The organism is Arthrobacter sp. JZ12 (genome assembly GCF_035189165.1).
Lineage (GTDB): Bacteria > Actinomycetota > Actinomycetes > Actinomycetales > Micrococcaceae > Arthrobacter_D.
This window is the reverse complement of sequence record NZ_CP045246.1, coordinates 2,254,426-2,279,758: the sequence shown is the minus strand read 5'-3', so window position 1 is coordinate 2,279,758 and position 25,333 is coordinate 2,254,426. Positions and strand designations below refer to the sequence as shown.

General features: G+C 64.2%; 22 protein-coding genes and 1 pseudogene. 12 read left to right on the top strand and 11 right to left on the bottom strand.

Features of this window, described 5'->3' with window-relative positions; all coding sequences use genetic code 11:
• Positions 1–9 precede the first annotated feature (9 nt).
• Genes GC088_RS10455 through GC088_RS10445 form a run of 3 tightly spaced genes read right to left on the bottom strand, consistent with a single transcriptional unit; the run spans position 10 to position 2,264 of the window.
• Entirely contained in the window at positions 10–804 is a 795-nt protein-coding gene (locus GC088_RS10455; protein ID WP_323958949.1) for a class I SAM-dependent methyltransferase, read from the bottom strand.
• Positions 801–1,286 (bottom strand): tRNA (cytidine(34)-2'-O)-methyltransferase, encoded by a 486-nt coding sequence (locus tag GC088_RS10450; protein ID WP_323958948.1) that lies wholly within the window; start codon positions 1,284–1,286, stop codon positions 801–803. The genes GC088_RS10455 and GC088_RS10450 overlap by 4 nt, the downstream gene beginning before the upstream one ends.
• 57 nt (positions 1,287–1,343) lie before the next feature.
• Complete coding sequence (locus tag GC088_RS10445; RefSeq protein ID WP_323958947.1) at positions 1,344–2,264, bottom strand: J domain-containing protein; 921 nt, start codon at positions 2,262–2,264, stop codon at positions 1,344–1,346.
• Between the two features lie 221 nt (positions 2,265–2,485).
• Here GC088_RS10445 and GC088_RS10440 point away from each other — a divergent pair, with 221 nt between their 5' ends.
• Entirely contained in the window at positions 2,486–3,199 is a 714-nt protein-coding gene (locus GC088_RS10440) for a hypothetical protein (RefSeq protein ID WP_323958946.1), read from the top strand.
• Here GC088_RS10440 and GC088_RS10435 read toward each other — a convergent pair.
• Both GC088_RS10435 and folP read right to left on the bottom strand, forming a co-directional pair.
• A complete protein-coding gene (locus GC088_RS10435; protein ID WP_323958945.1) occupies positions 3,196–3,957 on the bottom strand; it encodes a pyrimidine reductase family protein in 762 nt (253 codons plus the stop codon). The genes GC088_RS10440 and GC088_RS10435 overlap by 4 nt on opposite strands.
• Positions 3,951–4,886, bottom strand: a complete 936-nt coding sequence (gene folP / locus GC088_RS10430; protein ID WP_323958944.1) for a dihydropteroate synthase — start codon at positions 4,884–4,886, stop codon at positions 3,951–3,953. The genes GC088_RS10435 and folP overlap by 7 nt, the downstream gene beginning before the upstream one ends.
• A gap of 67 nt (positions 4,887–4,953) precedes the next feature.
• Between folP and GC088_RS10425 the strand changes: the two genes are divergently transcribed.
• From GC088_RS10425 to GC088_RS10410, 4 genes are all read left to right on the top strand, one after another.
• The gene (locus GC088_RS10425; RefSeq protein ID WP_323958943.1) at positions 4,954–6,162 is read left to right on the top strand and encodes a cysteine desulfurase family protein; all 1,209 of its coding nucleotides are present in this window, start codon (positions 4,954–4,956) and stop codon (positions 6,160–6,162) included.
• Positions 6,163–6,224: 62 nt separating this feature from the next.
• Positions 6,225–7,364 (top strand): tRNA 2-thiouridine(34) synthase MnmA, encoded by a 1,140-nt coding sequence (gene mnmA, locus GC088_RS10420; protein ID WP_323958942.1) that lies wholly within the window; start codon positions 6,225–6,227, stop codon positions 7,362–7,364.
• Between the two features lie 71 nt (positions 7,365–7,435).
• Positions 7,436–7,798, top strand: a complete 363-nt coding sequence (locus GC088_RS10415; RefSeq protein WP_323958941.1) for a chorismate mutase — start codon at positions 7,436–7,438, stop codon at positions 7,796–7,798.
• Entirely contained in the window at positions 7,791–8,810 is a 1,020-nt protein-coding gene (locus GC088_RS10410) for a uroporphyrinogen decarboxylase/cobalamine-independent methonine synthase family protein (protein WP_323958940.1), read from the top strand. The genes GC088_RS10415 and GC088_RS10410 overlap by 8 nt, the downstream gene beginning before the upstream one ends.
• 13 nt (positions 8,811–8,823) lie before the next feature.
• Here GC088_RS10410 and GC088_RS10405 read toward each other — a convergent pair whose 3' ends face one another.
• The 6 genes and pseudogenes from GC088_RS10405 to GC088_RS10380 all read right to left on the bottom strand — a co-directional run bounded on the left by GC088_RS10405 (position 8,824) and on the right by GC088_RS10380 (position 14,865).
• Positions 8,824–9,504 carry a DUF4166 domain-containing protein gene (locus GC088_RS10405; protein WP_323958939.1) on the bottom strand — a complete coding sequence of 227 codons (681 nt, stop codon included), beginning with the start codon at positions 9,502–9,504 and terminating at the stop codon, positions 8,824–8,826.
• Positions 9,501–10,793 (bottom strand): DUF58 domain-containing protein, encoded by a 1,293-nt coding sequence (locus tag GC088_RS10400; RefSeq protein WP_323958938.1) that lies wholly within the window; start codon positions 10,791–10,793, stop codon positions 9,501–9,503. The genes GC088_RS10405 and GC088_RS10400 overlap by 4 nt, the downstream gene beginning before the upstream one ends.
• A gap of 16 nt (positions 10,794–10,809) precedes the next feature.
• A pseudogene (locus GC088_RS10395) lies at positions 10,810–11,858 on the bottom strand (AAA family ATPase).
• Entirely contained in the window at positions 11,855–13,084 is a 1,230-nt protein-coding gene (locus GC088_RS10390) for a DUF4350 domain-containing protein (RefSeq protein ID WP_323958937.1), read from the bottom strand. Before GC088_RS10390 ends, GC088_RS10395 begins: the two are co-directional and overlap by 4 nt.
• On the bottom strand, positions 13,081–13,758 hold the full coding sequence (locus tag GC088_RS10385; RefSeq protein ID WP_323958936.1) for a DUF4129 domain-containing protein: 678 nt from the start codon (positions 13,756–13,758) through the stop codon (positions 13,081–13,083). Before GC088_RS10385 ends, GC088_RS10390 begins: the two co-directional genes overlap by 4 nt.
• Before the next feature lie 6 nt (positions 13,759–13,764).
• Positions 13,765–14,865, bottom strand: a complete 1,101-nt coding sequence (locus GC088_RS10380) for a DUF7847 domain-containing protein (protein ID WP_323958935.1) — start codon at positions 14,863–14,865, stop codon at positions 13,765–13,767.
• A gap of 430 nt (positions 14,866–15,295) precedes the next feature.
• Between GC088_RS10380 and mtrA the strand changes: the two genes are divergently transcribed.
• The 7 genes from mtrA (at position 15,296) to secA (ending at position 25,290) form a co-directional block, all read left to right on the top strand.
• Positions 15,296–15,973: an MtrAB system response regulator MtrA gene (mtrA, locus tag GC088_RS10375; RefSeq protein ID WP_323958934.1), complete on the top strand. Its 678-nt coding sequence runs from the start codon at positions 15,296–15,298 to the stop codon at positions 15,971–15,973.
• Position 15,974: 1 nt separating this feature from the next.
• On the top strand, positions 15,975–17,693 hold the full coding sequence (mtrB, locus tag GC088_RS10370; protein ID WP_416377458.1) for an MtrAB system histidine kinase MtrB: 1,719 nt from the start codon (positions 15,975–15,977) through the stop codon (positions 17,691–17,693).
• Positions 17,690–19,384: an LpqB family beta-propeller domain-containing protein gene (locus GC088_RS10365; RefSeq protein ID WP_323958933.1), complete on the top strand. Its 1,695-nt coding sequence runs from the start codon at positions 17,690–17,692 to the stop codon at positions 19,382–19,384. The genes mtrB and GC088_RS10365 overlap by 4 nt, the downstream gene beginning before the upstream one ends.
• Positions 19,385–19,781: 397 nt before the next feature.
• Entirely contained in the window at positions 19,782–20,315 is a 534-nt protein-coding gene (locus GC088_RS10360; RefSeq protein ID WP_323958932.1) for a ComF family protein, read from the top strand.
• Positions 20,316–20,499: 184 nt separating this feature from the next.
• Entirely contained in the window at positions 20,500–21,225 is a 726-nt protein-coding gene (hpf, locus tag GC088_RS10355) for a ribosome hibernation-promoting factor, HPF/YfiA family (RefSeq protein ID WP_323958931.1), read from the top strand.
• A gap of 29 nt (positions 21,226–21,254) precedes the next feature.
• Entirely contained in the window at positions 21,255–22,571 is a 1,317-nt protein-coding gene (locus GC088_RS10350) for a winged helix-turn-helix domain-containing protein (protein ID WP_323958930.1), read from the top strand.
• On the top strand, positions 22,555–25,290 hold the full coding sequence (gene secA / locus GC088_RS10345; protein WP_323958929.1) for a preprotein translocase subunit SecA: 2,736 nt from the start codon (positions 22,555–22,557) through the stop codon (positions 25,288–25,290). Before GC088_RS10350 ends, secA begins: the two co-directional genes overlap by 17 nt.
• Positions 25,291–25,333: the final 43 nt, after the last annotated feature.

Here is a 25,333-nt window from a genome sequence, read left to right as displayed (position 1 = left end):
CAGCGGTAGTTACCGGCTGGCTACCGCGATCAGTGAGTCGGCGTTGAGTGCGAAGTCATCTCCGAGAGTTCCCAGGAAGCGGTCCCGAATTCGGTCGCGGCCGTCCTGGTCGATGGGGAGCAGGGCCCGATACCCGGTGCCCAAAACCAGTTCCCAGGCAAGTTCCGCATCGAGCGGAACTTGAAGAGCCATCTCGTCGATCTTTGTGTCCTCGAACCCGCAGGAGGCCAGGAAACCGTCCAGCTTCTCCGGGGTCGAGATTTCCCGAAGCTGACGGCTCGGGCGCGGTTCAGGAGCATCCCGCAAATGCGGCTGCTCTTCGAAGCACGCTTCCTCGAATAGGGTCACGAAAGGTTTGTGGGCCTGTTCCTGCCAGGTGCTGACCGCCAGCCTGCCGCCGCGCCGCAGCTGGGAGGCGAGATGACGGACTCCCGCTGCCATGTCGGGCAGGAAGAACAATCCGTAGCAGCAAAGCACAGCGTCGTAGGGTTCCGATCCCGTCCAGGTGGCGGCGTCGGACCTTGCAAACGTGATGGTGTCAATGTCCAGAGCGCTCGCCTTGGCCGCTGCGAGGTCAAGGAGTTCGGACGAGAGGTCGACGGCGTCGACCCGGCCGCCCGGTCCGACTTCCTGTGCTGCGGGGATAGTGCTTGCACCACTGCCGCAACAGACATCGAGGACGCGCTGATCAAGGGAAAGTCCGGCTGCTGCTACGACGGCGTTCCCCATCGGATTCCACAGCGCGGGGGCCAGACGCTCGAAGTGCTCGGCGGCGTCATTGAAGAGCTCTCCAACGGTGGTCATACCTGCCTTTCAGATGTTAGTTGCGCACCCTTGAACCCCTGCTGTCGCCAGGCTTCGTAGACCACGATCGACGCGGAATTGGCAAGGTTCAGCGAACGCCGGGACGGGAGCATGGGCAGCCTTACACGCGAAGTCACTGCGGGGTGGTCCTTCACATCGGCGGGCAGCCCGACTGACTCCGGCCCGAAGAGGAGGACATCCCCGGGGCGGTACTGGATGTCGGAATAGTTCACGGTGCCCTCGGCTGTGTAGGCGAAGAGCCTGTCGGGCTGCAGGGCGCCGAGGGCTGTCTCGAGGTCCGGGTGGACGGTCAGGACCGCGAGGTCATGGTAGTCGAGTCCGGCCCGCCGGAGCTTTGCATCATCAAGATCAAACCCCAGCGGCTCCACCAAATGGAGTTCCGCGCCCGTGACGGCAGCGAGCCTGATGGCGTTTCCGGTGTTGCCGGGAATTTCGGGAGTGTAGAAGAGGATGCGGAACACCGTGCCATCCTAACGCCCTGCCATCCTCACGCCCTGCCGTCCTGACGCCCTGTCGTTCTAGTGGGCTGCAGCGCGAAGCAGCCTCGCCAGCACCGGAACCTGGACGGTGTCGGGCTGTGGCCCTTCGGCGAGGAAACCGCGCACTTCGCGCAGCAGGGAGCCGGCATTGGCCACGTGCACCGAAACGAGCGCCGACCGGTCCAGGCTGGGCGGATAGTCGATGATCGGCTCGAATGGATTGTCCGGTCGTCCGTGCAACACCAGCCATGCGCGGACGTTGCACTCGGGAAACAGATCCTGAACCCTGCGCACCGAATTCCGAATGCGCACGTCACCGGCGGGCCGGCCACGGTGGCGGAGGTGATGCCCATCCCAGGAGTAGTTGCCCGGGGGAGCCTGAAGGGAATCGATGACGGCGATTCGGTACCCTGCAAGTACGGCGTGGCCGACGTCGACCCCCCCACCGAAGGAGAGTCCGTTGACCAGCCTCGCGGCGGGAAAGCCGGGCAGCAGTTGCGCCTCGAGCAGCCGGGCTGTGGCGCGCTCGCCGTCATAGCGCGCCCCTGATCCCCGGCGCAGTCGAGCCAGAGTCCCGGGTTGGCGGGCCGTTCCGTGGACCTGGATTCCCGCGATAACCAGCGGAAGCGCGGGCTCAACTCCGGTTGAGTAGGAGGGTTCGTAACGCGCCGGCTGAGCGAAGGTATCCACCGGTGTCGGCCGCGGGCGCCTTCCTGACGGCGCTGGGCGTGCGTGGGGGAGCGGGTCTTCCACTCCGAGAGTGCGGTCGTACCGCCGTCGCCGTTCAGGGTCTGAAAGCATCTCGTATGCAACGGCGACGTCGTGGAACAGTTCCGAACTACCGCCGTGGTCGGGGTGGGCTGAACGGGCGGCCCGACGGTAGGCGTCCTTGATCTCTTTGGCTGTGGCGCCCCTGCTCACCCCAAGCACCGCATAGTACGTGCGGTCTTGGGATGCCATGAAAGCCTTTCATCACCGGCAGCGGGAGCGCGCCGATACTGGCGCGCTGGTGGACGTCGCTTCGACTCTAACGCGCGTGGCGCCGAAACGGTGCCCTCCGCTCGCCCAGCACAGCGCCGGACAACAGACGAACGGCCATCCGAACCGGCGTTGCCCGGCCGCTAGAGTAGGGTGCGAATGCCCGGCAGCGGTTCGGGCTGAAGGTAAAGGGGGAGCGGGGAATGCTGGTGCGGCCGTTCCGACCGGTTCTCCGGCTGACGAGCCTGGCCGTTCTGGTCCTTGTCCTGTCGGGCTGCCGGATCGAGGTGCCCACGGGGACACCTTCCGCGCCCCCAAATGCAGGAACGACGACGGCGGCCTCCGAGCCGCCGGCCTCGCCTTCCGGTTCGTCCGCTGCGAAGGTTGAATTGCCGCCGCTGCCGCGCGCCGAGATCGTCGGCAACGATCTCACCTTCGATCGCGGCGCCTACGTCGGCGACGCCTCCGCCGTCGGATTCTCCGATGGTATGTCCCGCGTGCCGGGCTGGACGCAGACAAAGAACCTGGTCAATGGAGAATCGGTCTACACAAACGCGGTGGGGTGCACCGCAGCGCTACGCTCCACTCAGCCTCAGGACCCGCTGGTGGTGGCCGGCGATGACAGGGCCTCCACCGAGGAACTCTTCCGCTTCATTGACCCGAGCATCCTTCCCGAGTACCTCACCGTCAGCAGCTGGTTGTGGGGAGCCTCACCGGACGACTCGAAGGCATCTATCGAGTTCCTGAGCTATGCGCAGAAGGCGGCCGGCGAAAGTCCCGCCAGCCTGGTCTCGCTCCGTCTGTTCCACACAACGCGTACGGCGCTCGCGTTCACAGTTTCGTGTCCTGCCGATGATGCCCTGAAGGCAGCGGTTGCCGACGTGCGCGCCAACACGTCGGTGATCCCACCACGTTAGGCGCCCGGGCGCACCCAACGGCCATACAGCGCTGAATCGGACTCAAGGAGGGAAGCCAGCTCAAGCCGCCGCAGGCCCGGGCTGTCCGATCCCGACGAGATCTGCTGCCCCGCTCCTCCCGACAGCAGCGGGCTCAGCGACAGGCATAGCTCGTCCACGCCGTCGTCGGCAATGTATCGGCCGAACACGCTGGGACCGCCCTCGCACAGTATCCGCCCCAGCCCCCGCCCGTGCAGCCACTGCACGCAGCCGCGGCTGTCCACGCTGTCTTCGCCGCATATGACGATGTCCGCCACCCCGGCCAGTTCCTGCGACCGCCCGGGCTCCGCGGCAGCGGAAGTGAAGATGAGCGGCCGGACAGGGGACCGGGAGAAAAGTTCACTGTGCGGATCGAGGTCCAACCTTCCGGAAATCAACGCAAGCGCCGGATGCGCAGAAAGGCCGTTCGCCTCCCGCCAGCGGGAATCAGCGCTGCTGACCAGGGGACCGGCATAGCCCTCAGCGCGAACGGTGCCGGCACCCACGAGGATCACGTCGCAGAGTCGGCGGATGAGGGCGAACAGGCGGCGGTCGCCGTCGTTCCCCAGGGGAGCCGATACCCCATGATGCGTGGCGGAACCATCGAGGCTTGCGATGAAGTTGAACCGCACCCACGGCCGGCGCTCCGGATAGGCGTACAGGTTCAACAGCTCCTCATCGCTGAGGTCGGCACCGGGCTGGGGAAGAAGCTGGTTGATCCTGGTTTGTTGATTCAACATGGCTCGTTGAAGTCCCCCATGTTGTGCTTCAGGTAGGCGGGCTGTCGCCAACCCATGGCGGCCTCGACAACATTGATCGCCGAGCGCGCGGCGGCTACGTTGTGCATTCGGAGAACCCTCGCGCCGCCCAACGCGCACATCACCGCAGCGGCAAGCGAACCCTCGACCCGCGCCTTCTTAGGCAGGTTCAGCGTCTCACCGATGAAGTCCTTATTGGAGACCGCAGCCAAGGTGGGGTAGCCGAGGCCTGCAATCTCCGAGAACCGGCGCGTGATCTCCAGCGAGTGCAGGGTGTTCTTGTTCAGGTCGTGTCCCGGATCGATGAGGATGCGGTCCTCCCCGATACCCAGGGAAACGGCGTGCTCCACCTGCCTGACCAGGAACTCGGCCACCTCCGTTACCACATCTGCGTAGGTTGGCCGCCCCAGCACGGTACGCGGCTCGGCGAGGCTGTGCGTGATGATCACATGGGTGCGAGTCTCCGCGATCACGGCGGCGAGGTCTCGGTTCCGAAGGCCGGTGGTGTCGTTGATGACATTGGCGCCCGCCGCGATGGCCTGTTGGGCCACTTCCGGAAGGAAGGTGTCGGCCGAGATGACGACGTCGGACGCTTCCCTCACTGCCTGAATGACCGGAACCACCCGGTTGGCCTCCTCAGCCGCCGGAATGGCGGGACCGGGAGCGAAAGGTGCGCCGCCGATATCAACCCAGTCCGCGCCGTCGGAAACGGCCCGAAGCGAGGCATCCACCGCAGCCTGCAGCGCGAAGGTGCGTCCGCCGTCGTAAAAGGAGTCAGGCGTTCGGTTGATGATCGCCATGAGGGCGATCTGGCGCTCGAAGTCCAGGATGCGCTGCCCGAATTCATGCTTGGGATGCAGCAGGCGGGGGAGGAAATGCTGGGAGCCGGTGCGCACGGGAGTCTCTTCCACAGCTTATTTCTATCAGCCGGCCCTGACAGGTTCGTCAGCATCAACTGCCCGACGATAGAATCAAAGGGTGCCCGTGTACCTCGACCACGCGGCGACCACGCCTCTTTCAGCGCCCGCGCTCGCCGCACTCACCACCGAACTCAGCCGCAGCGGAAATCCCTCATCGCTGCACGGCTCGGGTCGTCGTGCCCGCAGGGTCGTGGAGGACGCGCGTGAAACCATCGCGCGTGCGGCAGGAGCCCACCCGTCCGAGGTGATTCTCACATCGGGCGGAACTGAGGCTGACAACCTTGCCGTGAAGGGCCTCTACTGGTCCCGTACCAGCGAGGACGCGCGCCGTACGAGAATTCTGTGCAGCGCCGTCGAACATCACGCGGTGCAGGACACCGTGGAGTGGCTGGAGCAGCATGAAGGCGCGCAGGTCACCTGGCTGCCGGTGGACAGCGAGGGGGTTATCCGCCTGGACGTACTCGAATCGGAGCTCGCGGCCCACGGGGATGAGGTAGCCCTGGTAACCGTGATGTGGGCGAACAACGAGGTGGGCGCGCTGCAGCCGATCCCGGAAATCGTAGCTGCGGCTTCAGCTCACGGAGTTCCCGTCCACTCTGACGCAGTACAGGCATTCGGTTCGGTGCCGGTTTCGTTCTCCGCCTCCGGGCTTGCCACGATGGCCATCAGCGGGCACAAGATCGGCGGACCTGTCGGCGTGGGTGCGCTGCTTGTCGGCCGCGCGGTGAAACTCACGCCTGTCCAGCACGGTGGGGGACAGGAGCGCGACATCCGGTCGGGCACGCTGGATACTGCCGGCGTCGCGGCCTTCGCAGCAGCGGCGGACGACGTCGTCGGGCACCTCGCCGAGGAAGCGGCGCGCATCGGTGCGCTGCGGGACGAACTGATCGCCGGCGTCGAACGTGTGGTTCCGGAAGCGGTGCTTCGCGGCTCGCGCAGCAGGCGGTTGCCCGGCAACGCCCACTTCACATTCCCGGGCTGCGAGGGTGACTCTCTTCTCTTCCTGCTGGATGTGGCAGGCGTGGAGTCCTCAACAGGTTCCGCGTGCACGGCGGGAGTTCCCCGCCCATCGCACGTTCTGCTGGCCATGGGCCTGTCTGAAACGGAAGCCCGCGGCGCTCAGCGTTTCAGTCTCGGGCATACATCGACCGCTGCCGACGTTGATGCATTGGTGGCCGCTTTGCCTGAGGCGTACGAGCGTGCCCGGAAGGCCGGTATGTCGGGCCATGCGTCGTCGATTCGGACCGCCGGCACTGGCTTTGCCTGACAGTCGATTCTGGACTGTCTTTTGCCATTGAAATACGTACTGAGACTTAAGGACACGGATACATGAAGGTGCTAGCTGCGATGAGCGGCGGAGTCGATTCGGCAGTGGCCGCGGCGCGCGCAGTCGAGGCCGGACACGACGTCGTCGGCGTCCATCTGGCTCTTTCGCGCATGCCCGGAACCCTGCGTACCGGTAGCCGTGGCTGCTGCACCATCGAGGACAGCCGCGACGCCTGGCGGGCCTGCGACATCCTCGGCATTCCCTACTACGTCTGGGATTTCTCCGAGCGGTTCAAGGAAGACGTCGTTGACGACTTCATCGCCGAATACGCCGCCGGCCGCACGCCCAACCCCTGCATGCGCTGCAACGAGCGGATCAAGTTCGCCGCCCTGCTGGAGAAGGCTCTTGCCCTCGGTTTCGACGCCGTCTGCACCGGTCACTACGCGAAGGTCATCGAGAACCCTGACGGCAGCCGCGAACTCCACCGGGCCGCTGACTGGGCCAAGGACCAGTCCTACGTCCTCGGCGTGCTCACCCACGAGCAGCTCAAGCACTCGATGTTCCCGCTAGCTGACACCCCGTCGAAGGCGGAGGTCCGCGCCGAAGCAGAACGGCGGGGGCTGTCCGTGGCCAACAAGCCGGACAGCCACGACATCTGCTTCATTCCGGACGGTGACACGCGCGGTTGGCTCGAGGAGCGGATCGAGCTTACCGAGGGCGACATTCTTGACGTGAACGGCGAGCGGATCGGCACCCACCCTGGAGCGAACGCTTTCACGGTGGGACAGCGCAAGGGCTTGAGGCTCGGCCGCCCGGCGCCTGACGGCAAGCCGCGCTTCGTCCTGGAGATCCGGCCGAAGGAGAACACCGTCGTCGTAGGTCCCGAACACCTGCTCGCGGTGGACCAGCTGCGCGGGATCAAGGTGTCCTGGGCGGGGCTGCCCATCCCCGCCGTCGAAACCGGCGAGGAATTCGAGTGCATGGCGCAGGTACGCGCGCACGGTGACCCCGTGGACGCCCGCGCGCGCGTGGAGTACGACGACGACGGCCGGCAGAGCCTGCTGGTCCGGCTCGTGGAGCCCATGCGGGGGGTCGCCCCTGGGCAGACGGTGGTGATCTATCAGGGCACTCGCGTGCTGGGCCAGGCAACCCTGGACTCAGCCCGGTCACTGGAGCGCCCGGACCTCGCGGCGGCACGCTAGCCGCACGCCGCCTCCTTACCGTCGTCGTACACAATGCGGGTTGGGCAGGCACGGTCTGCTTAACTGGAACCATGACCGAGAAACCCCAGGAATTCGATCCTGCGGCGAGCTCACTCGCCGGTGAAGTTGACCCAGCCGTCATGGAGGAACTGCTTGCCGTCCGGGGCAGTATCGACAACATCGATGCCACCCTGGTCTACCTGCTGGCCGAACGCTTCAAGGCGACGCAGCGCGTCGGTCACCTCAAGGCGGAGCACAAGCTGCCGCCGGCGGATCCGGCCCGGGAAGCGGCCCAAATTGCACGGCTGCGGGCGCTTGCCGAGGAAGCGCACCTGGATCCGGGCTTCGCGGAGAAGTTCCTCAACTTCATCATCTCCGAGGTAATCCGCCACCACCAGGACATCTCCCAAAACCACTCCTCCCGTAATGCCTGACGCAGGGGCGGTAACGGTCACCGCCCTGGGGGACTGGCCGGGACGTGACCCGGTGGAGGCCACGCGAATCATCCGCGGCGAACTGGGCGAGCCGAATCTGCCGTTCCTTCCCTCCCTCCCTGAACGCGGCGTCGGCAGCGACGAGGTCGGTCGGACCGCCGGCCTGCTTGAGGAGCTTCCCGTCGACGTGCAGCCGCACGGTTGGAGGCTGGTCGATCGGCCCGGACAGGATGTTCGAAGGGCCGTTTCGGCGCTCTCCACGGACCTGAACGTTCTCGCTGATGTGGCCGGGGCAGAGGAAACCCCTGCGACAGGACTTAAGGTGCACTGCCGAGGTCCGCTGTCGCTGGCCGCCAACCTGTACCTTCACAACGGTGAGCGTGCGCTGCTCGACTCCGGTGCCCGCCGAGACATCCGCGACGCGCTTGTCGACGGCATCTCGACGCTGCTGCGGCGTGCCGCCTCCGCCTGCCCGGGAACCAGCATCACGCTGCAGTTGGACGAGCCGGAGATTTCGGACGTGATGGCAGGCACGATTCCCACAGCAAGCGGCTACCGGACGCTTCGCGCCATTGCCGAGCAGGAAGTCCTTGAGGCGTGGGCCCGGGTAGCTGACGGTGCCTGCGGTTCCGGTGCCGCCGCCGTCGTGCTGGCCGCACGGAGTTTCACCGCCCTCCCTCTCATCCGGCGGATTCCCGAGCTCGGTTGCGCGCTTCCCGTCTCGGGGCTCGGCGACCGGGACTGGGAACCTATTGCGGAACTGGTCGAAAACGGGCGCGCGTTCTGGGCGGGGATGTCCTACGCAGGAACCCGGCCGGTGCAGATCCGGGCGGCAGCGGACTCGCTCCTGCGTCCCTGGCGGGGCATGGGGCTTCCCCTGTCTGCCCTCGGAACGGTCCGGCTGACTCCCACCGGTTCTCTCTCGGGAGACGGAACCGACGCTGCACGGCGGTTCCTGACGCAACTTCACGGGACCGCAGACGCGCTTAACCAGGCAATCGCGGACGCCTGAGCTGCTCTGCCTGCTACCTGCGCCGTTCCCACCGCAGCGGAGAAGCAGCGGTGGGCAGGCCGCCGTCGTACGCAGCAAGTTCATAGGTGAATGCGCCCGCGTAAACAAGGACCGGCCCAAGCTGCCGGTGGAGGACGTTCGCCGAGATGCGGAAACGGTTCTCCTCCCTATCCCACCACTGCTCGACGAAGGCCTGGGCACCCACGACATCGGGGACGGGTAGTCTCAGTGGCCCGGCAAAAAGGCGGGTAGCCGAAGAAACCATGCGCATGCGGCGCTGCTCCGTCACATGACACACCAGGGCGGTGGCCACGCGGCGATGCGCTCCGAGGTAGTCGACTAGGGTGTTCCCCGTCCAGGACGTGGTGTCCTCGAACACGCGGCTCGCGGTGGGGAAGGCGAGCTCACGCCGTGCGGTGAGAGAGGGCCGGCCGAACGGATCGAGGTGTGCCCAGTTCCGGATCGTGAATCCGACTCCATCGGCATACTCGGGGAAGAACGCGTTCTCGCGGGCCGTCAGCGAGAAGACCGGCCGAAGGAGTGGGGAGGGGCAACCGGCGACATCGAATGTGCCCCGGCCGACCCCGAACATCCCGGAGTGTTCGTTGAGACTGAAGTATTCCTGCAGCTCGGGCTGCAGACGGTTGAACTCACCTCCCAGAGCGCGCTGGTACACGGACAGCGTTCTGCTCACAACCGCCCCGCTGCCTTGAGACGGATGTAAAGGTCGGCGAGTTTTGACGGAAGCTCATGGGGCGGTTCGTCAACAACTTCTGCGCCCAACTGATGAAGCCGGGCCTTGATGGCAGCGCGGTCGAGGACGGCACGCTCGGCTGCGGCCGCCCGGTAAACCTCCGCAGCTGTGGTCCGCTCATGCCGGAGCGCATCCAGCTGCGGATCACGGACTGATGCCACCACCACGAGGTGCTGGGCGGTCAACGACGGCAGCACAGGAAGAAGCCCTTCCTCGACGGCGCCGGCTTCAAGGGAGGTCAGCAACACCACGAGGGAACGATGGGCGGTGATCGACCTGACCTGTGCCGGGATTTGGGAGAAGTCGGCTTCGATCAGCTCAGGTTCAAGCGGAGCCATTGCCTCCACCAGTGAGGAAAGGAGGTTGCCCTTTGCAACAGATTGCACCCTCGCACGCGGACGCCGGTCGAACGCAAGGAAATCCACCCGATCACCCCCGCGCTGCGCCAGAACTGCCAGCAGAAGGGAAGCTTCGATGCCGGTGTCGAGCCGGGGCTCATCCTCGATCCTCGCAGCAGAGGTGCGTGAGGTGTCCAGGACGATCAGGACCCGCCGGTCGCGTTCAGGCCGCCAGGTCCGTACCACCGTATCCCGGCGTCGGGCGGATGCACGCCAGTCAATCGATCGAACATCATCACCACGGACGTAGTCGCGGAGCGAATCGAACTCGGTACCGGCACCCCGGATCTGGACAGCAGCCCGGCCGTCAAGCTCGCGCAGCCGGCGAAGTTTGGATGGCAGGAGGCGCTTCGAATGGAACGGTGGCAGGACCCGCAGTACACCCGGTGCAGGAATCGTGATCTGGCGTGCCGCAAGCCCGAGGGGTCCGACGCTGCGAATGGTCACGTGGTGCACGGCCAGATCACCGCGGCGTCGGGGTAGCAGGCGCGTCGATACTCGGCGACCCTCGCCCGGAGGGACACTGACGCGATGGACGGAGTCCTGGGCACCCGCTGAAGGTTGCCAGCCCTCACGTACCCAACCCCGGAGGGTTCTGGACCCGTGGTTCCGTATCGTCAGGGTGCTTGCGCAGTCCTCGGTCAGGCGGACGGTAGAGGGCACGCTGCGCTGGACCCCGACCTTCCGGGGTGAAGCGGCAAGGGCGAGGTCTACGGCCGCTGCAAGGACCAGCAGGGCAAGCCACACTGCGGCCGACACAGCCCCGGGGTACAACATCACCGGGATGGCACCCGCAAGGGCCAAAACGACAAGTCGAGCAGTAATGCTCATGCTGCGGCACTCACCGTTACCGGGGCACCGGAACGGTGGCCAGAATGCTTCCGAGCACGTTGTCGACGGTGACGCCGTCCATCTGGGCCTCGGGCGAAGGGCAACACGGTGCCGCAGCGCCGGTAATGTGAGGGCCTTGACGTCGTCGGGAGTTACGAAGTCCCGGCCGGAGAGCCACGCCCAGGCGCGGGACGTGTTCAGAAGCCCGGTGGCCCCGCGAGGGGACACACCGAGCTGGAACGAAGGTGCGCTACGGGTGGCGCGGACCACGTCCACGATGTAGCTAAGCACCTCCGGAGCAATGGTGACGCCCTGAACGGCCCGCCGTGCGGCTGCCAGGTCCTGCTCACCGGCAACGGCAGACACCCCCGCCTCGGAGAGGTTGCGCGGATCGAAGCCGGCACTGTGGCGGCGGATCACCTCGATCTCATCCTCCCGGCTGGGCAGGGGAAGGGTCAGCTTGAGGAGGAACCGGTCGAGCTGTGCTTCGGGGAGCGGATAGGTTCCCTCATACTCCACCGGATTCTGGGTAGCGGCAACGATGAACGGTTCCGGCAGCGGGCGTGTAACGCCATCGACGGACGCCTGCCGCTCTTCCATCGCTTCCAGCAGGGCAGCCTGGGTCTTGGGCGGGGTCCTGTTGATCTCATCGGCAAGCAGGATGTTCGTGAATACAGGGCCCTCGCGGAAGGTGAATTCGGCTGTCCGGGACTCGAAGATGAGCGAGCCGGTCACATCGCCCGGCATCAGGTCGGGAGTGAACTGGACGCGCTTCGTGTCAAGGCTGAGCGCCGCAGAGACGCTCCGCACAAGCAGGGTCTTGGCCACTCCAGGCACACCTTCAAGCAGCACATGCCCTTTGGCTAGGAGAGCGATGAGCAGTCCGGTGACGGCGGCGTCCTGCCCCACTACAGCCTTGGCGACCTCCTCCCGTACCGCAGTCAGGGCGCGGCGTGCCGGGTCTCCACCCGGCCCATCTGCCGTCAGGACGGGCCGGCTTCCGGGAGCGGGATCGGCCGGACGGTATGTGGGCGGTGCCGGCTGGTACGGCTGCTGCTGGTTCATGCGCGTTGAATCTCCTGTTCGAGGTCTTCCAGTTTCTGGCTCCACCGAACCAAATCGGCGTCGGAACTTGGCATGTAGGCGTTGAGCAGGTGGTCCAGGTCTGCAGGACTATGGCCTGTTCGCTGTGCGGCGGCGTCCACCACCGCGCTTCGCGGGCTTGAGGCCGGCACCCGAAGCACCGCAGCCATGCGGGTCAGTGTTCCCGCCCGGAGTGTCTCGGCTGCATGCCGGACGGCGCCCGCGTCCTGGTAGAGGCGTGCCCGTCCCGCGGCCGTCTCTGAAGACCGCACAATCACCGGAAGCGGTTCAGTCACCAGCGGGCCAAGCCTGCGTGCCCGCCACAGGATGGCAAGCAGGGCGACCACCAGCAGCCAGAACATGAGTGGATTGACGAAGGGTGGCAGCAGGCTCAGCGGGCTCACCGGTTCAGAGCCAACCGCCAGATCCTCGCTCGTTGGCTGGTACCAGACGAGGGTCGGGGTGCTGCCGAGCGTCTGCAGCGCCAGCGCGGCGTTACCGTGCTCGTCGATGTGCTGGTTGCTGAGTACGGCGCTGTTGCCCATTGTTGCCACCCGACCGTCCGCAGTAGTGACGAAGGTGCCGGCGGGGTTGTCGCTTCCGCTCTCGGGTACCAGGAAGCACGTGACGTCGCCGCGGTAGGACATTCCCCCGGCAGTGGTGCTCACGGCAGCCTGGGCGCCGGCGTTGCTGCAGCTCGCCTGGAGGGTCTCCTCGAAGTCCATCGGTACCGCACCGGCTGACCGGATGCCGTTTCCCAGCTCCGCCAGTATCGTCAGGTCAGGCTCGACCAGGACGATCCGGTCTGCACCGGCGTCGTCAAGGACGGCAAGCTGGTCGGTTGACAGCCATCCGCTGGGATCGTGCAAAAGTAGGGTGTCATTCGAGGTCGCAAGAGCGGTTGCGGCATCCTCCAGCGATTGCGCACGAATGACGCGCACGCCGTTCTGTTCGAGCACCTGCGCCGCCGCCCGGGCACCTTCCGGGGCGGGATTATCGGGGGACAAGGGAACGCGTCCTTCATCGCCTCCGGCCAGCACTCCCACCAAAAGCACCAGCAACAACAGCGCACCGAGAACGATCCATGCTCTCGCGCGCCGGAGTTTTCCGGCCAGCGTGCGCGCGGGGCTGCCGCCGTCGCCAATGATTTCCGCACTGCCCTCGCCGCCCGGTGGATCAGCCACGTGCACCGGATCTGCAGTTCTCATGCCGGCACCGCCCACCGGGGGCCGCTCACTCCACGTTCCGGTTGGCTGTGCAGCAGCTGCCCATCAAGGTTGACGGTACGCAGATAGTCCTCCTGTGTAGCGGGCCGCGCACCGTAGTGGACCTCGTTGAAACGGGAGGCGAGCCAGGCCAGCTCTGCTGACAGTGGGTTGAACGAGTTGCTGAGCTGGTCAGCAACTTCGACGGCGGTACGTCCCGGCTGCTCGTCCAGAATCACCCGCTCTTCCGCCGTCCTGGTGATAGCGCGGAATCGCTCAGTAAGGGCAGTGTCCCAGTCGGTGCGTCCCGCGGCGGATTCGGCGAGCTCACGGTGCCCTGCGGCGGACCGGCCGGTCTCCGCGCCGAAAACCTGCGGGTCCCGGCGGCGGCGTGCGTTCAGCCGGGGGCGGATCAGGAGAACAGCGACGAGAATGAGCACAACAGCACCGGCAGCGAGGAGGATTGTCCCGATCCCCGCATCCACGCTCTGAATACTGCCGAGAACCTCAGCCAGCCAGTTCAGCAACGCCGTCCATGCACGTTCGAGCAGGGACGGCTCCGCTTCCTGGTATATACCTTTGGCAAGCTCTTCCCGTAGCAGTTGGCGTGCTTGTTCATCGTCGGGCAGCAGGGGAACCGATACAGGAACCGGAATGGAGGTGAGATTCAACAGCATGCGGTGTCAGGTTCCCGGCTGGTTGGAAGGACCCCGGTCTCCCGGATGCCCGAAAGTTCCACCAGCGGACCGCCCGGGGATGGAGGTAGCCCTTCCCTGTGTCCTGGCCTCGTTCTCCCGAAGCAGTACGATGTCGAATCCTTCCCGCCGGATACGCAGATCCACGTAGAGAAGCGCGGTGACTCCCGCCTGGAAGGCGAATCCGATCGCCGTGAACACCGCAGTGACAGCCTGCGTGATGAGCAGAACGGGAAGCGATTCCAGCAGGGCGGTCTCGGCGGAGGCTGGGTCCGTGGTGAAGGAACCGAATCCGAAAACGATGAAGGATAACGGGGCGGTGACCACTTGCGTGATGATCGAAACGATGATTGCGGTCAGAACGAGGATGCCGAAGGTTCGCCACCAGTTGCGCGTGGTCAGGGTCCAGGACCGACGCAGGGCGGTGATCGGCCCGACACCCTCCAGCATGAGCGCAGCCGGCGCCATCACCCACTTGATGTTCAGCCAGACCGCGGCCACGATGGCCAGCAGGATGCCCACGATCACTATGGCGATGGCCGCTTCCTCAAAGGCAAGCGAAAGCCCGACAAAGATCAGTACCAGCACAACAACGGACACAGTCCAGAGCAGGACGAGGATCAACCCCAGTCCGATCAGGGGAAGGATGCGCCCCCAGGCCAACTTCCACAGTTGAGCGAACCCGGTGCGCTCGTTCAGCACCGCCCGCGCAATGGGAATGATGAGGACACCCTGCAGGATAAGCACTCCGGCCGAGGTCAGCAGGACGAGGACGGAGCCGACCGAGAGCGCTGAAGCTACGAGGCCTGTGACCTGGCTGGCGGAGGCCGTCACCGGGTCCAGGTTCGCCAGCGTTCCTGTGAGCCCGAAGGTGAGCAGGACCGTGATGACCGCAATGACCACCTGAAAGAGGATCGCGATTCCGAAGGTGGACAGCGGATTGCGCCGACAGGCCTGGAAAGCGCCGTCGAGTATCTCGCCCAGACCCAGCGGACGCAGAGGAATGATTCCAGGCTTCGGCGGAGCCTGGTAGCCGTAGGGGACCGGGCCAGTCGATGGCCAGCCAATTCCAGCCTGAGCAGGCGGCATGTGGGGATTGGGAGGCCAGGGCCCGGGTCGCTGTTGCCCCCATTGCGGCTGTTGCTGAGGCTGAGACTGGGGCTGGGTGGATGGGGCTCCCCATTGCTGCTGTTGCCCCGGCTGCGAAGGATCGAAAGGAGCATCGGAAGGGGGCTGCCACGGCCGGTTCTCCGAGTCCTCGCCCGGGTAGTTCCCGCTCATGCCTGATCCCCTCATCACGTGTTGCTGACTTAACTAGAACTATAGTGACCGCCGCTGACCGTTGGCCTTGCACGAGCGCACCGTGTGGACACACATCGGCTCCGCGGGCTGTGCTGCCTTCCATTCTTCCCGCTGCGGTTAGGCCGCAAATCGTCCTCTAGGATGACAAAGGCATGCCCGCCCGCTAAGGGGCGCGCGGCAATGCGACATTGTTGGGGCGATGGGAGAACATGGAGTCATGAAGGCACGGATCCTGGTCATAGACGACGACGAAGCACTGGCCGAGATGATCGGCATTGTCCTGCGTAATGACGGGTTCGATCCGGTGTTCTGCGCGGACGGGGCGCAGGCACTCGACGTCTTCAGGGCCACCAAGCCGGATCTGGTTTTGTTGGATCTGATGCTTCCCGGGATTGACGGAATCGAGGTGTGTCGCCAGATTCGCAACGAATCGGACCTTCCGATCGTCATGCTGACCGCGAAGTCGGACACCTCCGACGTCGTTCGCGGCCTGGAATCGGGAGCTGACGACTACGTGCCGAAGCCCTTCAAGCCGGCGGAACTGGTTGCCCGGGTCCGGGCACGCCTGCGTCCTGGGGAGCAGAAGGCGCCGGAGACCCTGCGCATCGGGGAAGTGAGTATCGACGTCGCCGGGCACTCGGTCACCCGCGCGGGGGAGCCGATTTCACTGACGCCGCTTGAATTCGACCTGCTGGTGGCACTGGCGCGGAAGCCCTGGCAGGTGTTTACGCGGGAATTGCTGTTGGAACAGGTGTGGGGCTACCGGCACGCAGCCGACACCCGACTCGTTAATGTCCATGTGCAGCGGTTGAGGTCCAAGATTGAGCGTGACCCGGAGGCTCCGGAGATCGTACTGACAGTTCGAGGCGTTGGTTATAAGGCAGGGCAAGCGTAATTTGAGTGGGCGGGCAGGCCAGTCCCTGCGTGCGGCTTCGGTTCTGGCCGCGAAGGGATTGAGATGGATTCGATCCATCACCAGGCAGACTGCGCGGCAATGGCGCCGATCGCTGCTGTTCCGTACTGTCACGTCCACCCTCGTGCTCACCGCTGTGGCGCTCATCGCCGTCGGAGCATTTCTCTCGAGCCAGATTGCCAACGGCCTCTACCAGGAGAGGCTCGACCAGTTCAAGGCTGAGGCGAGCGCCGGGCTCAGCGAGGTAAAGCAGATTTTTGCGCAGACCTCTGTGACGGATCGTGAGTCCACCGCCCAGCTGGTCCGCGACACCCTGCCAAGTCTTGAAGGCGGCGCAGCCGATGCCCCACGCCAGTTCATCCTCAATAGCGTCCCGGATCAGCAGACCCCCATCTTTGTGTCACCGTTCGCGAGTCCGGACCGGACGGAATCTTCCACAATCCCTGAGAAACTGATTGAGGCGGTGCGGCAGGGGGATGATCAGTACTGGGCTCCCATCACCCTGGCCACGTCGGCCTCCGGTACAGAGTTCGACGTGCCCGGGATCGCATTCGGCACCAAGGTCACGCTTCCGCCCGAGCAGACGGAATATGCCCTTTACCTCCTGTATGACCTCTCATCCATGCAGGCCACACTCGACTACATCCACGGCGTCATCTGGATTGGAGGCACGCTCCTGCTCGTGACGATCGGGGCTATCGTCTGGCTGGTCACACGAAGCATCGTGGGGCCGGTCAGCCATGCCGCCCTTGTCTCAGAGAAGCTGGCGGCCGGGCAACTGCAGGAGCGCATGGAGACTCAGGGCGAGGATGAGGTAGCGAGACTTGGTGCGTCCTTCAACCATATGGCAGCCAGCCTTCAGGATCAGATCACCCAGTTGGCACAGCTGTCCCAGATGCAGCAGCGCTTTGTGTCTGACGTTTCGCATGAATTGAGGACGCCGCTGACAACGGTTCGGATGGCGGCTGAGGTGCTGCATGAGGCCCGTGAACAATTCGATCCCGTGAACCGGAGGTCGGCCGAGATTCTGTACAACCAGGTCGAACGGTTCCAGTCGCTTCTCGCGGACCTGCTCGAGATCTCCCGGTTCGACGCCGGCGCCGCCGTGCTGGATGCTGAGCCCACGGACATCTTCCAACTCGTTCAGCACGTGATCGACGGCGCCCGGCCCCTGGCGGAGAGCCACAAATCCGAGATCAGCATCATCTCGAACGAGTCAAAGTGCATTGTCGACGTCGATCCGCGCCGAATTGACCGCATCCTCCGTAACCTCGTGGTCAATGCACTGGAGCACGGCGAGGGCCGGCCGATCAATATCTACATAGCCTCAAGCCCCGATGCAGTCGCCGTGGCCGTCCGCGACTACGGCATCGGCATGACTGCCGTCGACGCTGCCCGCGTGTTCGACCGGTTCTGGCGCGCCGATCCCGCCCGGGCACGGACCACGGGAGGCAGCGGCCTCGGATTGTCGATCGCGACCGAGGACGCCCGCCTGCACGGCGCATGGCTTCAGGCGTGGGGCGCGTTGGGTGAGGGTTCGTGCTTCAGACTTACGCTGCCCAAACGCCGGGACACCGTGCTCAAGATGTCACCGCTGCCGTTACCGCCGCGGCAGGCGGCGCTCCCGGCGGGCCCGGTCAGCAATAGCTCCTCGCCTGATGCAGTGCCGACACTGCATGGTGCCACTGGAGGTGACCGATGACTGTGAAAAGTGCGCTTGTTCGGGGGACTCTCGCCGTCTTGCTGATCTGCACGCTCGGCGCGTGCTCCTCCATACCGACGGCCGGACCCGTAGGGACAATTGAGGTGACAGCCGACGCCGGAGCCGGCGCCCGCTTCGTCAACAACCCGCCGCCGCCTCCCCAAGGTGCGAGCCCAAGCGGGATTCTCGAAGGATTCCTTGTTGCCGGTATCGGCGTTTCAGATGACTACGGCGTCGCGCGCAGTTATCTGACCCCTGCTCTGGCCCAGACTTGGGAGCCGGAGGAGGAAATCACAATCTACCGTTCGGATTTCAAGATCAGTTCGACCCCCACCGAGGGGGAGCTACAGCTGCAGATGGAAGTCGCAGGTTACGTCGACGGCTCTGGGGTGCGGCGCAACGTCGGTCCAGGCACTACTGAGTCCCATACCGTGCGACTGGAGCAGGTGCAGGGGGAGTGGCGCGTAGCCGACATCCCGAACGGGATCATGATTTCAGCCACGGATGCTGAGAACCTGCTTCAGTCTCACGAGCTGTACTTCTACAGCAGCGGCTACCGTTACTGGGTCCCGGATGTCCGGTGGTTCGTGAATCGGCAGGGCATTGCAGCCAATATCGTCCAGTCACTCATCGCCGGTCCGGCCGCCTACCTGCAGGGGGCGGTGACCAGCGCATTTCCGGAGAACGCTGCGCTCGCCGTTGAATCAGTTCCCATCGAGTCGGGTACGGCTACCGTGGATTTCACGGCTGAGATTCTTGCTGGAACCGATGACCTTCAGCGCCAGCAGATGAAACAGCAGTTGCGGGCTACCCTCACCGGTCTGAACACCGTGAACTCGGTCGAGGTGCGCGCAGGGCAGCTTTCCTTTGATGAGGATCCCGACCTGGTTTCCGCAGGCCTGAATCCGGCGGTACCCAGTCGGCAGATCGTCATCAGCGAGAACGAATTGGCCTTCTTCGAGGGCGGCCAGCTGACTCCGGCTGACGATGTCCCGTCCGTCTCCCACCTTCGTCCCCGAGACCCGGCCATGTCGTATGACGGACAGAACTTCGCGTTCCTCAACCGGGCTCGGACCCAATTACTGGCGACCGGGGCGGGTCAAGCCGTCCGGACGTTGACGACGGGCGCCGGCCTTACTGCTCCAAGTTATGACCCAGCGAACTGGATCTGGACAGCCGGCACATCCAATGAACGGTCATATGTGCGGGCGGTTCCTCCGGGTGGAAGCAGCGACAATGCAGTCGATGTGCAGGCGCCATGGTTGGGCAGCCGCACGATTAGCGAGATCAGGATTTCCCGGGACGGTGCGCGCGCCCTGATAGTTGCGCAACAGTCCGGACAGAGTCAGCTTCTGCTGTCAGGTGTCAGTCGAAATGAGGACGGAGTTCCTCAGACTTTGGGAGAACCTATCTCACTCAATGCTCCGGGGCCTATCAACACAGCGAAATGGGTGTCTGAAACCTCTGTCGTCGTGGCCAACACCTCCACCGAAGAGCCGGTTACCGCCATTGTGATTCCCTTCGCCGCTGATCCTGAAGAGTTGCAGCCGCTTGATGGCCTGCAGCATCTCAGCGCGGGAACCGGGCGTTCGAATATCTATGCCCAAAGCGGCAACAACATCTTTGCGGTGGTCGGCAACACCTGGGGGAATCAGGGAGTGGCCGCGATCGATCCTGCCTTCGCCGGATAAGCCCAGCCAGTCATCCACAGATCCCCGGAATGCCTCCCAACCGGAACACCGATGTGGGAGCGTGGGGCCCATGACATGGGCCCGATTACGGAAGTTTCTTGACCGGGCACGGCTGAATGTGCATTGGCGCAAGGTCAGCGAAGCTCTTCGCGAGTTCCTGTCGCTTGTAGTTCCCACTGAGTGCGTGGTGTGTGAGTTTCCGGACGTTTCCCTTTGCGATCGGTGTGCGGCCTCGCTCAGGCGGGCGACAGTTCGTCCGTTCCGGGCGGAGTCAGGGGCGGAAGGTCTCCCTTCCTCGGAGCTTCCTGCAGTTGGCGCGCCCCCCGCCAAACCGCAGTCGTTCTCACCACTTCCAGTCGTCGCTGCCGGAAGATACGCGAAGGCCCTCGCATCAGCGGTGCTGGCCTTCAAGAATCACGGACATACCGACCTGGCGCGGTGGCTGCAGGCCGCCATGGCCGGCGCCCTGCATGATGCCCGCTGGTCGCTCTGTCCTGCCTCCGCCGAAGTTCTGCTCGTTCCCGTTCCGTCGCGCGGAGCGTCAGTGCGACGCCGGGGCTACGACCCGTTGGCCGTGCTGCTTGGCGGATTGGAACGGCGCAACGAACTTCCTGCCGGAACTTTCGTGGCTCCCGCAGTCCGACAACGATCCAGTCCGGTACTGCCCGCGCTGCGGGGTACGGGCGGGTCCGGCCAGAAGGCACTGGGCAAGCGGGGGCGTCGCAGGAACGTAAGGGGAAGTATGGAGGCCGTTCAGCCCCTCCGCCGAGCTGTCAGGGGCCGGCACTGCCTCGTCGTCGATGACGTTCTGACCACCGGGGCAACCATCGCCGAGACGACTCGAGTGCTGCGGGGCATGGGCGCCAAGGTAGCGGGCGCCGTCGTGCTTGCGGCCACTCCTGCACCGCAGGGAGCAAACAGCACCCCTTGAGCGGCGTGTTGTCAGCTCTCAGCGCACCGGAACAAAAAAACCGATGAGTAGGGGTGATTTCAAACATTTGGTGAACTACCGTGAAGTATGGGTATCACAACGAAGACAGTTACCCATCGACAGCGGCTGGAAGGAGCAAATCCTCGGCCGCTGTTGTGTCACCTGAGCGATTTTGGAGGGCACTATGGAATTCATGATCAACGGCCGAAACCTGGCAGTTTCTGACCGCTTCCGGGAGTACGCGGAAGAGAGGATCGACAAAATCGAACAACTGGGGGACAAGGTCCAGCGGCTTGACGCGAAGGTTACCAAGGAGCCGAACGCCCGTCAGGCAGACAGCGCGCTCACTGTCGAACTCACGGTTCTCGGAAGGGGTCCGGTAATCCGGGCCGAAGCATCCGCTGCGGATAAGTTCGCAGCATTTGACCTGGCTTACAGCAAGCTTCTGGAGAGGCTGCGCAGGGCCAGGGACCGCCGCAAGGTTCACCATGGGCGGCATACCCCCGTCGCGGTCCGGGAAGCGACAGCTGCCCTGGAACCTGCAAGCACCAGTCAGCCAATCTACGCGGAATCTTCCAACGACACAGGAAATGCCGCACCGGAATCCGCGGAACAGAGCGGTTATGAACCGCAAGAACATATTCCAGCGGGTGACTCACCCGTCCTGATTCGGCGCAAGGTCTTCTCGGGAACCCCGATGAGCCTTGATGACGCCGTTGACAACATGGAGCTTGTAGGACACGACTTCTACCTCTTCGTCGACTCCCAGACCGGCGCGCCCTCTGTTGTTTATCGCCGTCAGGCCTGGACGTACGGCGTAATCACGCTCGACTCCAAGTGCGCTGAGGCGCCGGAAGACCCACATGAGGAAGTCGTCGCCTACCGTGCGCGGGAGTCTGCCTCCGCCTGATATGGCAGACCGGAGCCTATGATCAGGAAATGAGCTCAATCCTGACGCTTCCGCAGGCGCGTCGAATCGCGCTGGAAGCACAGGGTTTGGCAAGGGTGCGGCCCATCAACGGCGTGACAACGCGGGAGATGGGCCGCACCCTTGCGCGGTTGCAGCTTCTCCAGATCGATTCTGTGAATGTCCTCTCGAGGAGTCACTACCTGCCCCTTTTCGCCCGGCTCGGCTCCTACGACGGGACGCTGCTTGACAGGTTCTCCGGGAAGTCACCGCGTCGCTTGGTGGAGTACTGGGCGCACGAAGCAAGCTTTGTTCTTCCGGAACTGTTCCCCTACCTGGTGGCTGTCCAGCGTCGCCGGTGGGCGAGCGCATCCTCCCTGCCCGTCGATGTCAAGGAATCGCTGGCGCACAGGATTCTTAATCTGCTCGAATCCAGCAGACCGCTCACGGCAGGGCAGGTTCAGGACCAGCTCGGTCATGAGGAAGAACGAAGCACGGAGCAGTGGGGCTGGAACTGGAGTTCGGTGAAGCGCGTCCTCGAGGACCTGTTCCAGCACGGGCTGATCTCGTCCGCGGGTCGGACGGCGCAGTTCGAACGCCGCTATGCGCTGACCAGGAAAGTGATGCCTGACCCGTCACTGGCAGGCCGGGAAGTGCCGCCTGCGGAGGCATACCTGTTCCTGACCGAGCGCTCCGCGGCCGCGCTTGGGATCGGGACGACCCGTTGCCTGGCGGACTACTTCAGGATCCCGGTCAAGGCAGCAGCTTTTGCAATTCAGACGCTGGTACAGCGGGGAACGTTAGTGCCGGTTTCGGTTGAGCACTGGAAGCAGCCCGCCTATCGTTATGCCGGATCCGTGCTTCCGCGTGCGGCTGCGGGGCGTGCCTTGCTCAGTCCATTCGATTCGCTCGTGTTCGAGCGCCAGCGGCTGCACTCCTTATTCGACTTCCACTACAGGATCGAGATCTACACTCCCGCCGAGAAGCGGAAGTACGGGTACTACGTGCTCCCGTTCCTGCTGCGTGACCGCATGGTTGCCCGAGTGGATCTGAAGGCAGACCGTGTCCAGGGACGATTGATGGTGCGTGGCGCGTACGCCGAGGATTGCGCGCCGGCTGACACCGCCGTCGAGCTCGCGGAGGAGCTTGTGCTAATGGCCGGATGGCTGGGTCTGGACCACGTTGTCGTCCAGCCGCGAGGAGGGCTTGCGCAGCCCCTCGCCACAGCACTAGCGCGAGAGTACGGCTGGGAACTAAATCGGGAGACGGCGCGTCTCTCACGTAGACTGACAACGCCAGAAAGCGGCGTACCGAGATTGGGAGCAAACACCAGTGCCATCACTTCTTGAACGAGTCCTTCGTACCGGCGATAAGAAGACACTGAAACAACTCCGCAACTACGCCGACGCCATCAACGTCCTCGAAGACGAGTTCCGCGGCCTTAGCGATGAGGAGCTGCGGGGTGAAACCGACAAGCTCAAGCAGCGCTACCAGGACGGAGAGTCACTGGACGCGCTGCTGCCCGAGGCGTTCGCCGCAGTCCGGGAAGCGGCCGGCCGCACCCTCGGCCTCCGCCATTTCGACGTTCAGCTCATGGGCGGTGCCGCTCTTCACCTCGGGAATATCGCCGAAATGAAGACAGGCGAAGGAAAGACCCTGGTCGCAACAGCGCCGGCCTACCTCAATGCGCTGACAGGCAAGGGCGTCCACGTCGTTACCACTAACGACTATCTGGCGGAGTACCAGTCCGATCTGATGGGCAGGGTCTTCCGCTTCCTGGGACTCAGCTGCGGATGCATCCTTTCAAAGCAGGATCCTGCCACTCGCCGCGCCCAGTATGCCGCTGACATCACCTACGGCACGAATAACGAGTTCGGGTTTGACTACCTGCGCGACAACATGGCGTGGAGCGCTTCCGAACTGGTCCAGCGCGGTCACAACTTCGCTATCGTCGACGAAGTCGACTCGATCCTCATTGACGAGGCCCGAACCCCGCTCATCATCTCCGGGCAGGCCTCCGGCGACGTCAACCGGTGGTACACGGAATTCTCCAAGGTGGTCACACGGCTGGCACGCGAGACCGATTACGAGGTCGACGAGAAGAAACGAACCGTCGGCGTGCTCGAGAGCGGCATCGAGAAGGTCGAGGATTACCTTGGCATCCACAATCTGTACGAGTCGGCGAATACGCCGTTGATCGGTTTCCTCAACAACGCAATCAAGGCCAAGGAGCTGTTCAAGAGGGACAAGGACTACGTGGTCCTGAACGGCGAGGTCATGATCGTCGACGAGCACACCGGCCGCATCCTCGCGGGCAGGCGCTACAACGAAGGTATGCACCAGGCGATCGAGGCCAAGGAAGGCGTCGAGATCAAGGCGGAGAACCAGACCCTGGCAACCGTCACTCTGCAGAACTACTTCCGTCTCTACGACAAGCTGTCGGGCATGACCGGCACAGCTGAGACCGAAGCGGCAGAGTTCATGAGCACGTACAAGCTCGGGGTGGTTCCCATCCCGACCAACCGCCCGATGATCAGGGAAGACCGCTCAGACCTCATCTACAAGAACGAAGTGGCGAAGTTCGAGGCTGTGGTCAAGGACATCGCTGAGCGTCACGAAAAGGGCCAGCCTGTACTTGTCGGCACCACCTCGGTGGAGAAGAGCGAGTACCTGTCGAAGCAGTTGGCAAAGGCAGGCATCCGGCATGAGGTGCTAAACGCGAAGAACCACGCTCGTGAAGCGGCTATCGTGGCCCAGGCCGGCCGCAAGGGCGCCGTCACGGTAGCAACCAACATGGCAGGACGCGGTACCGACATCATGCTGGGCGGAAACGCCGAGTTCGACGCCGTGGCCGCCATGGAAAAGAAGGGGCTGCATCCGGCGGAAAACCCCGAAGAATACGAAGCGCAATGGCCTCATGAGCTTGCCGCCGCGAAGGAAGCGGTGGAGGCGCAGCAGGAGGAAGTACGCAACCTGGGCGGCTTGTACGTCCTCGGAACCGAACGGCACGAATCACGCCGTATCGACAACCAGCTGCGCGGACGATCCGGGCGCCAGGGCGATCCAGGCGCTTCCCGCTTTTACCTGTCGCTGACCGACGATCTGATGCGGTTGTTCAATTCGGGTGCGGCCGAGCGCATCATGAACAGTTCCTCCATGCCCGACGACGTCGCGCTGGAGTCAAAGATGGTCTCAAAGGCTATTGAGAGTGCCCAGGGACAGGTAGAGAGCCGCAACGCGGAGCAGCGAAAGAACGTCCTGAAGTACGACGACGTCCTCAACCGGCAGCGCGAAGCTATCTACAGCGATCGCCGCCGGATTCTGGAGGGCGACGACCTCCACGAAAAGGTCGAGCATTTCCTCGAGGATGTAGTGACCGCGATGGTTGACGAAGCTACGTCGCAGGGTCACGGGGACGACTGGGACTACGAACAGCTGTGGACCAACCTCAAGACGCTCTACCCCATCAGCCTCACCATCGACGAGGTGGTTGAGGAAGCAGGCGGCAAGTCCAAGGTCACCCGTGATTTCCTTTACTCCGAAATTCTCTCGGACGCGAAGGTTGCGTATAAGCAGCGCGAGGAAGCCCTGGGCGAGAAGACAATGCGGGAGCTTGAACGGCGCGTTGTCTTGTCGGTGATCGGCCGCAAATGGCAGGAGCACCTTTACGAGATGGACTACCTCAAGGAGGGAATCGGTCTGCGCGCAATGGCTCAGCGCGACCCGCTCGTTGAGTACCAGCGGGAAGGGTTTGTGCTCTTTCAGGCGATGATGGAGGCCATCCGGGAAGAGAGCATCGGCTACATCTTCAACCTCGAAGTAGAGGTCGCTCCCGCCCAGCAGAGCACCCTGCCTGGCGTTACTGACGCACGGGGAGTAGTTGGTACTCCAACGATCAAGGCTGCGGGACTCGAGGAACCCGCGCGTCCGGCGAGTCTGGCATTCACGGCACCCAATGCGCAGGGCGGCGTCGAGACGAGGGTTGAGCGTCGTCGCAGTGACTCGGACGAGGCCGCGAAGGGCGGGCGCGCGGATCAGCGCGCGGCAGCGAAGCGTCGTCGTCGGTAGTAGTAGTTGTCGGTAGTGGTAGTAGACGAGGCAGGCCGGGCGG

Bases quoted from the DNA above. Each gene is read 5' to 3' on its own strand.
- mtrA (WP_323958934.1), top strand. From the start codon at position 15,296: ATGAAGGCACGGATCCTGGTCATAGACGACGACGAAGCACTGGCCGAG.
- GC088_RS10440 (WP_323958946.1), top strand. From the start codon at position 2,486: ATGCTGGTGCGGCCGTTCCGACCGGTTCTCCGGCTGACGAGCCTGGCC.
- GC088_RS10415 (WP_323958941.1), top strand. From the start codon at position 7,436: ATGACCGAGAAACCCCAGGAATTCGATCCTGCGGCGAGCTCACTCGCC.
- GC088_RS10380 (WP_323958935.1), bottom strand. From the start codon at position 14,865: ATGCCGCCTGCTCAGGCTGGAATTGGCTGGCCATCGACTGGCCCGGTC.
- GC088_RS10385 (WP_323958936.1), bottom strand. From the start codon at position 13,758: ATGCTGTTGAATCTCACCTCCATTCCGGTTCCTGTATCGGTTCCCCTG.
- GC088_RS10435 (WP_323958945.1), bottom strand. From the start codon at position 3,957: ATGTTGAATCAACAAACCAGGATCAACCAGCTTCTTCCCCAGCCCGGT.
- GC088_RS10445 (WP_323958947.1), bottom strand. From the start codon at position 2,264: ATGGCATCCCAAGACCGCACGTACTATGCGGTGCTTGGGGTGAGCAGG.
- GC088_RS10400 (WP_323958938.1), bottom strand. From the start codon at position 10,793: ATGAGCATTACTGCTCGACTTGTCGTTTTGGCCCTTGCGGGTGCCATC.
- GC088_RS10390 (WP_323958937.1), bottom strand. From the start codon at position 13,084: ATGAGAACTGCAGATCCGGTGCACGTGGCTGATCCACCGGGCGGCGAG.
- mnmA (WP_323958942.1), top strand. From the start codon at position 6,225: ATGAAGGTGCTAGCTGCGATGAGCGGCGGAGTCGATTCGGCAGTGGCC.
- GC088_RS10350 (WP_323958930.1), top strand. From the start codon at position 21,255: ATGAGCTCAATCCTGACGCTTCCGCAGGCGCGTCGAATCGCGCTGGAA.
- GC088_RS10365 (WP_323958933.1), top strand. From the start codon at position 17,690: ATGACTGTGAAAAGTGCGCTTGTTCGGGGGACTCTCGCCGTCTTGCTG.
- GC088_RS10410 (WP_323958940.1), top strand. From the start codon at position 7,791: ATGCCTGACGCAGGGGCGGTAACGGTCACCGCCCTGGGGGACTGGCCG.
- GC088_RS10455 (WP_323958949.1), bottom strand. From the start codon at position 804: ATGACCACCGTTGGAGAGCTCTTCAATGACGCCGCCGAGCACTTCGAG.
- hpf (WP_323958931.1), top strand. From the start codon at position 20,500: ATGGAATTCATGATCAACGGCCGAAACCTGGCAGTTTCTGACCGCTTC.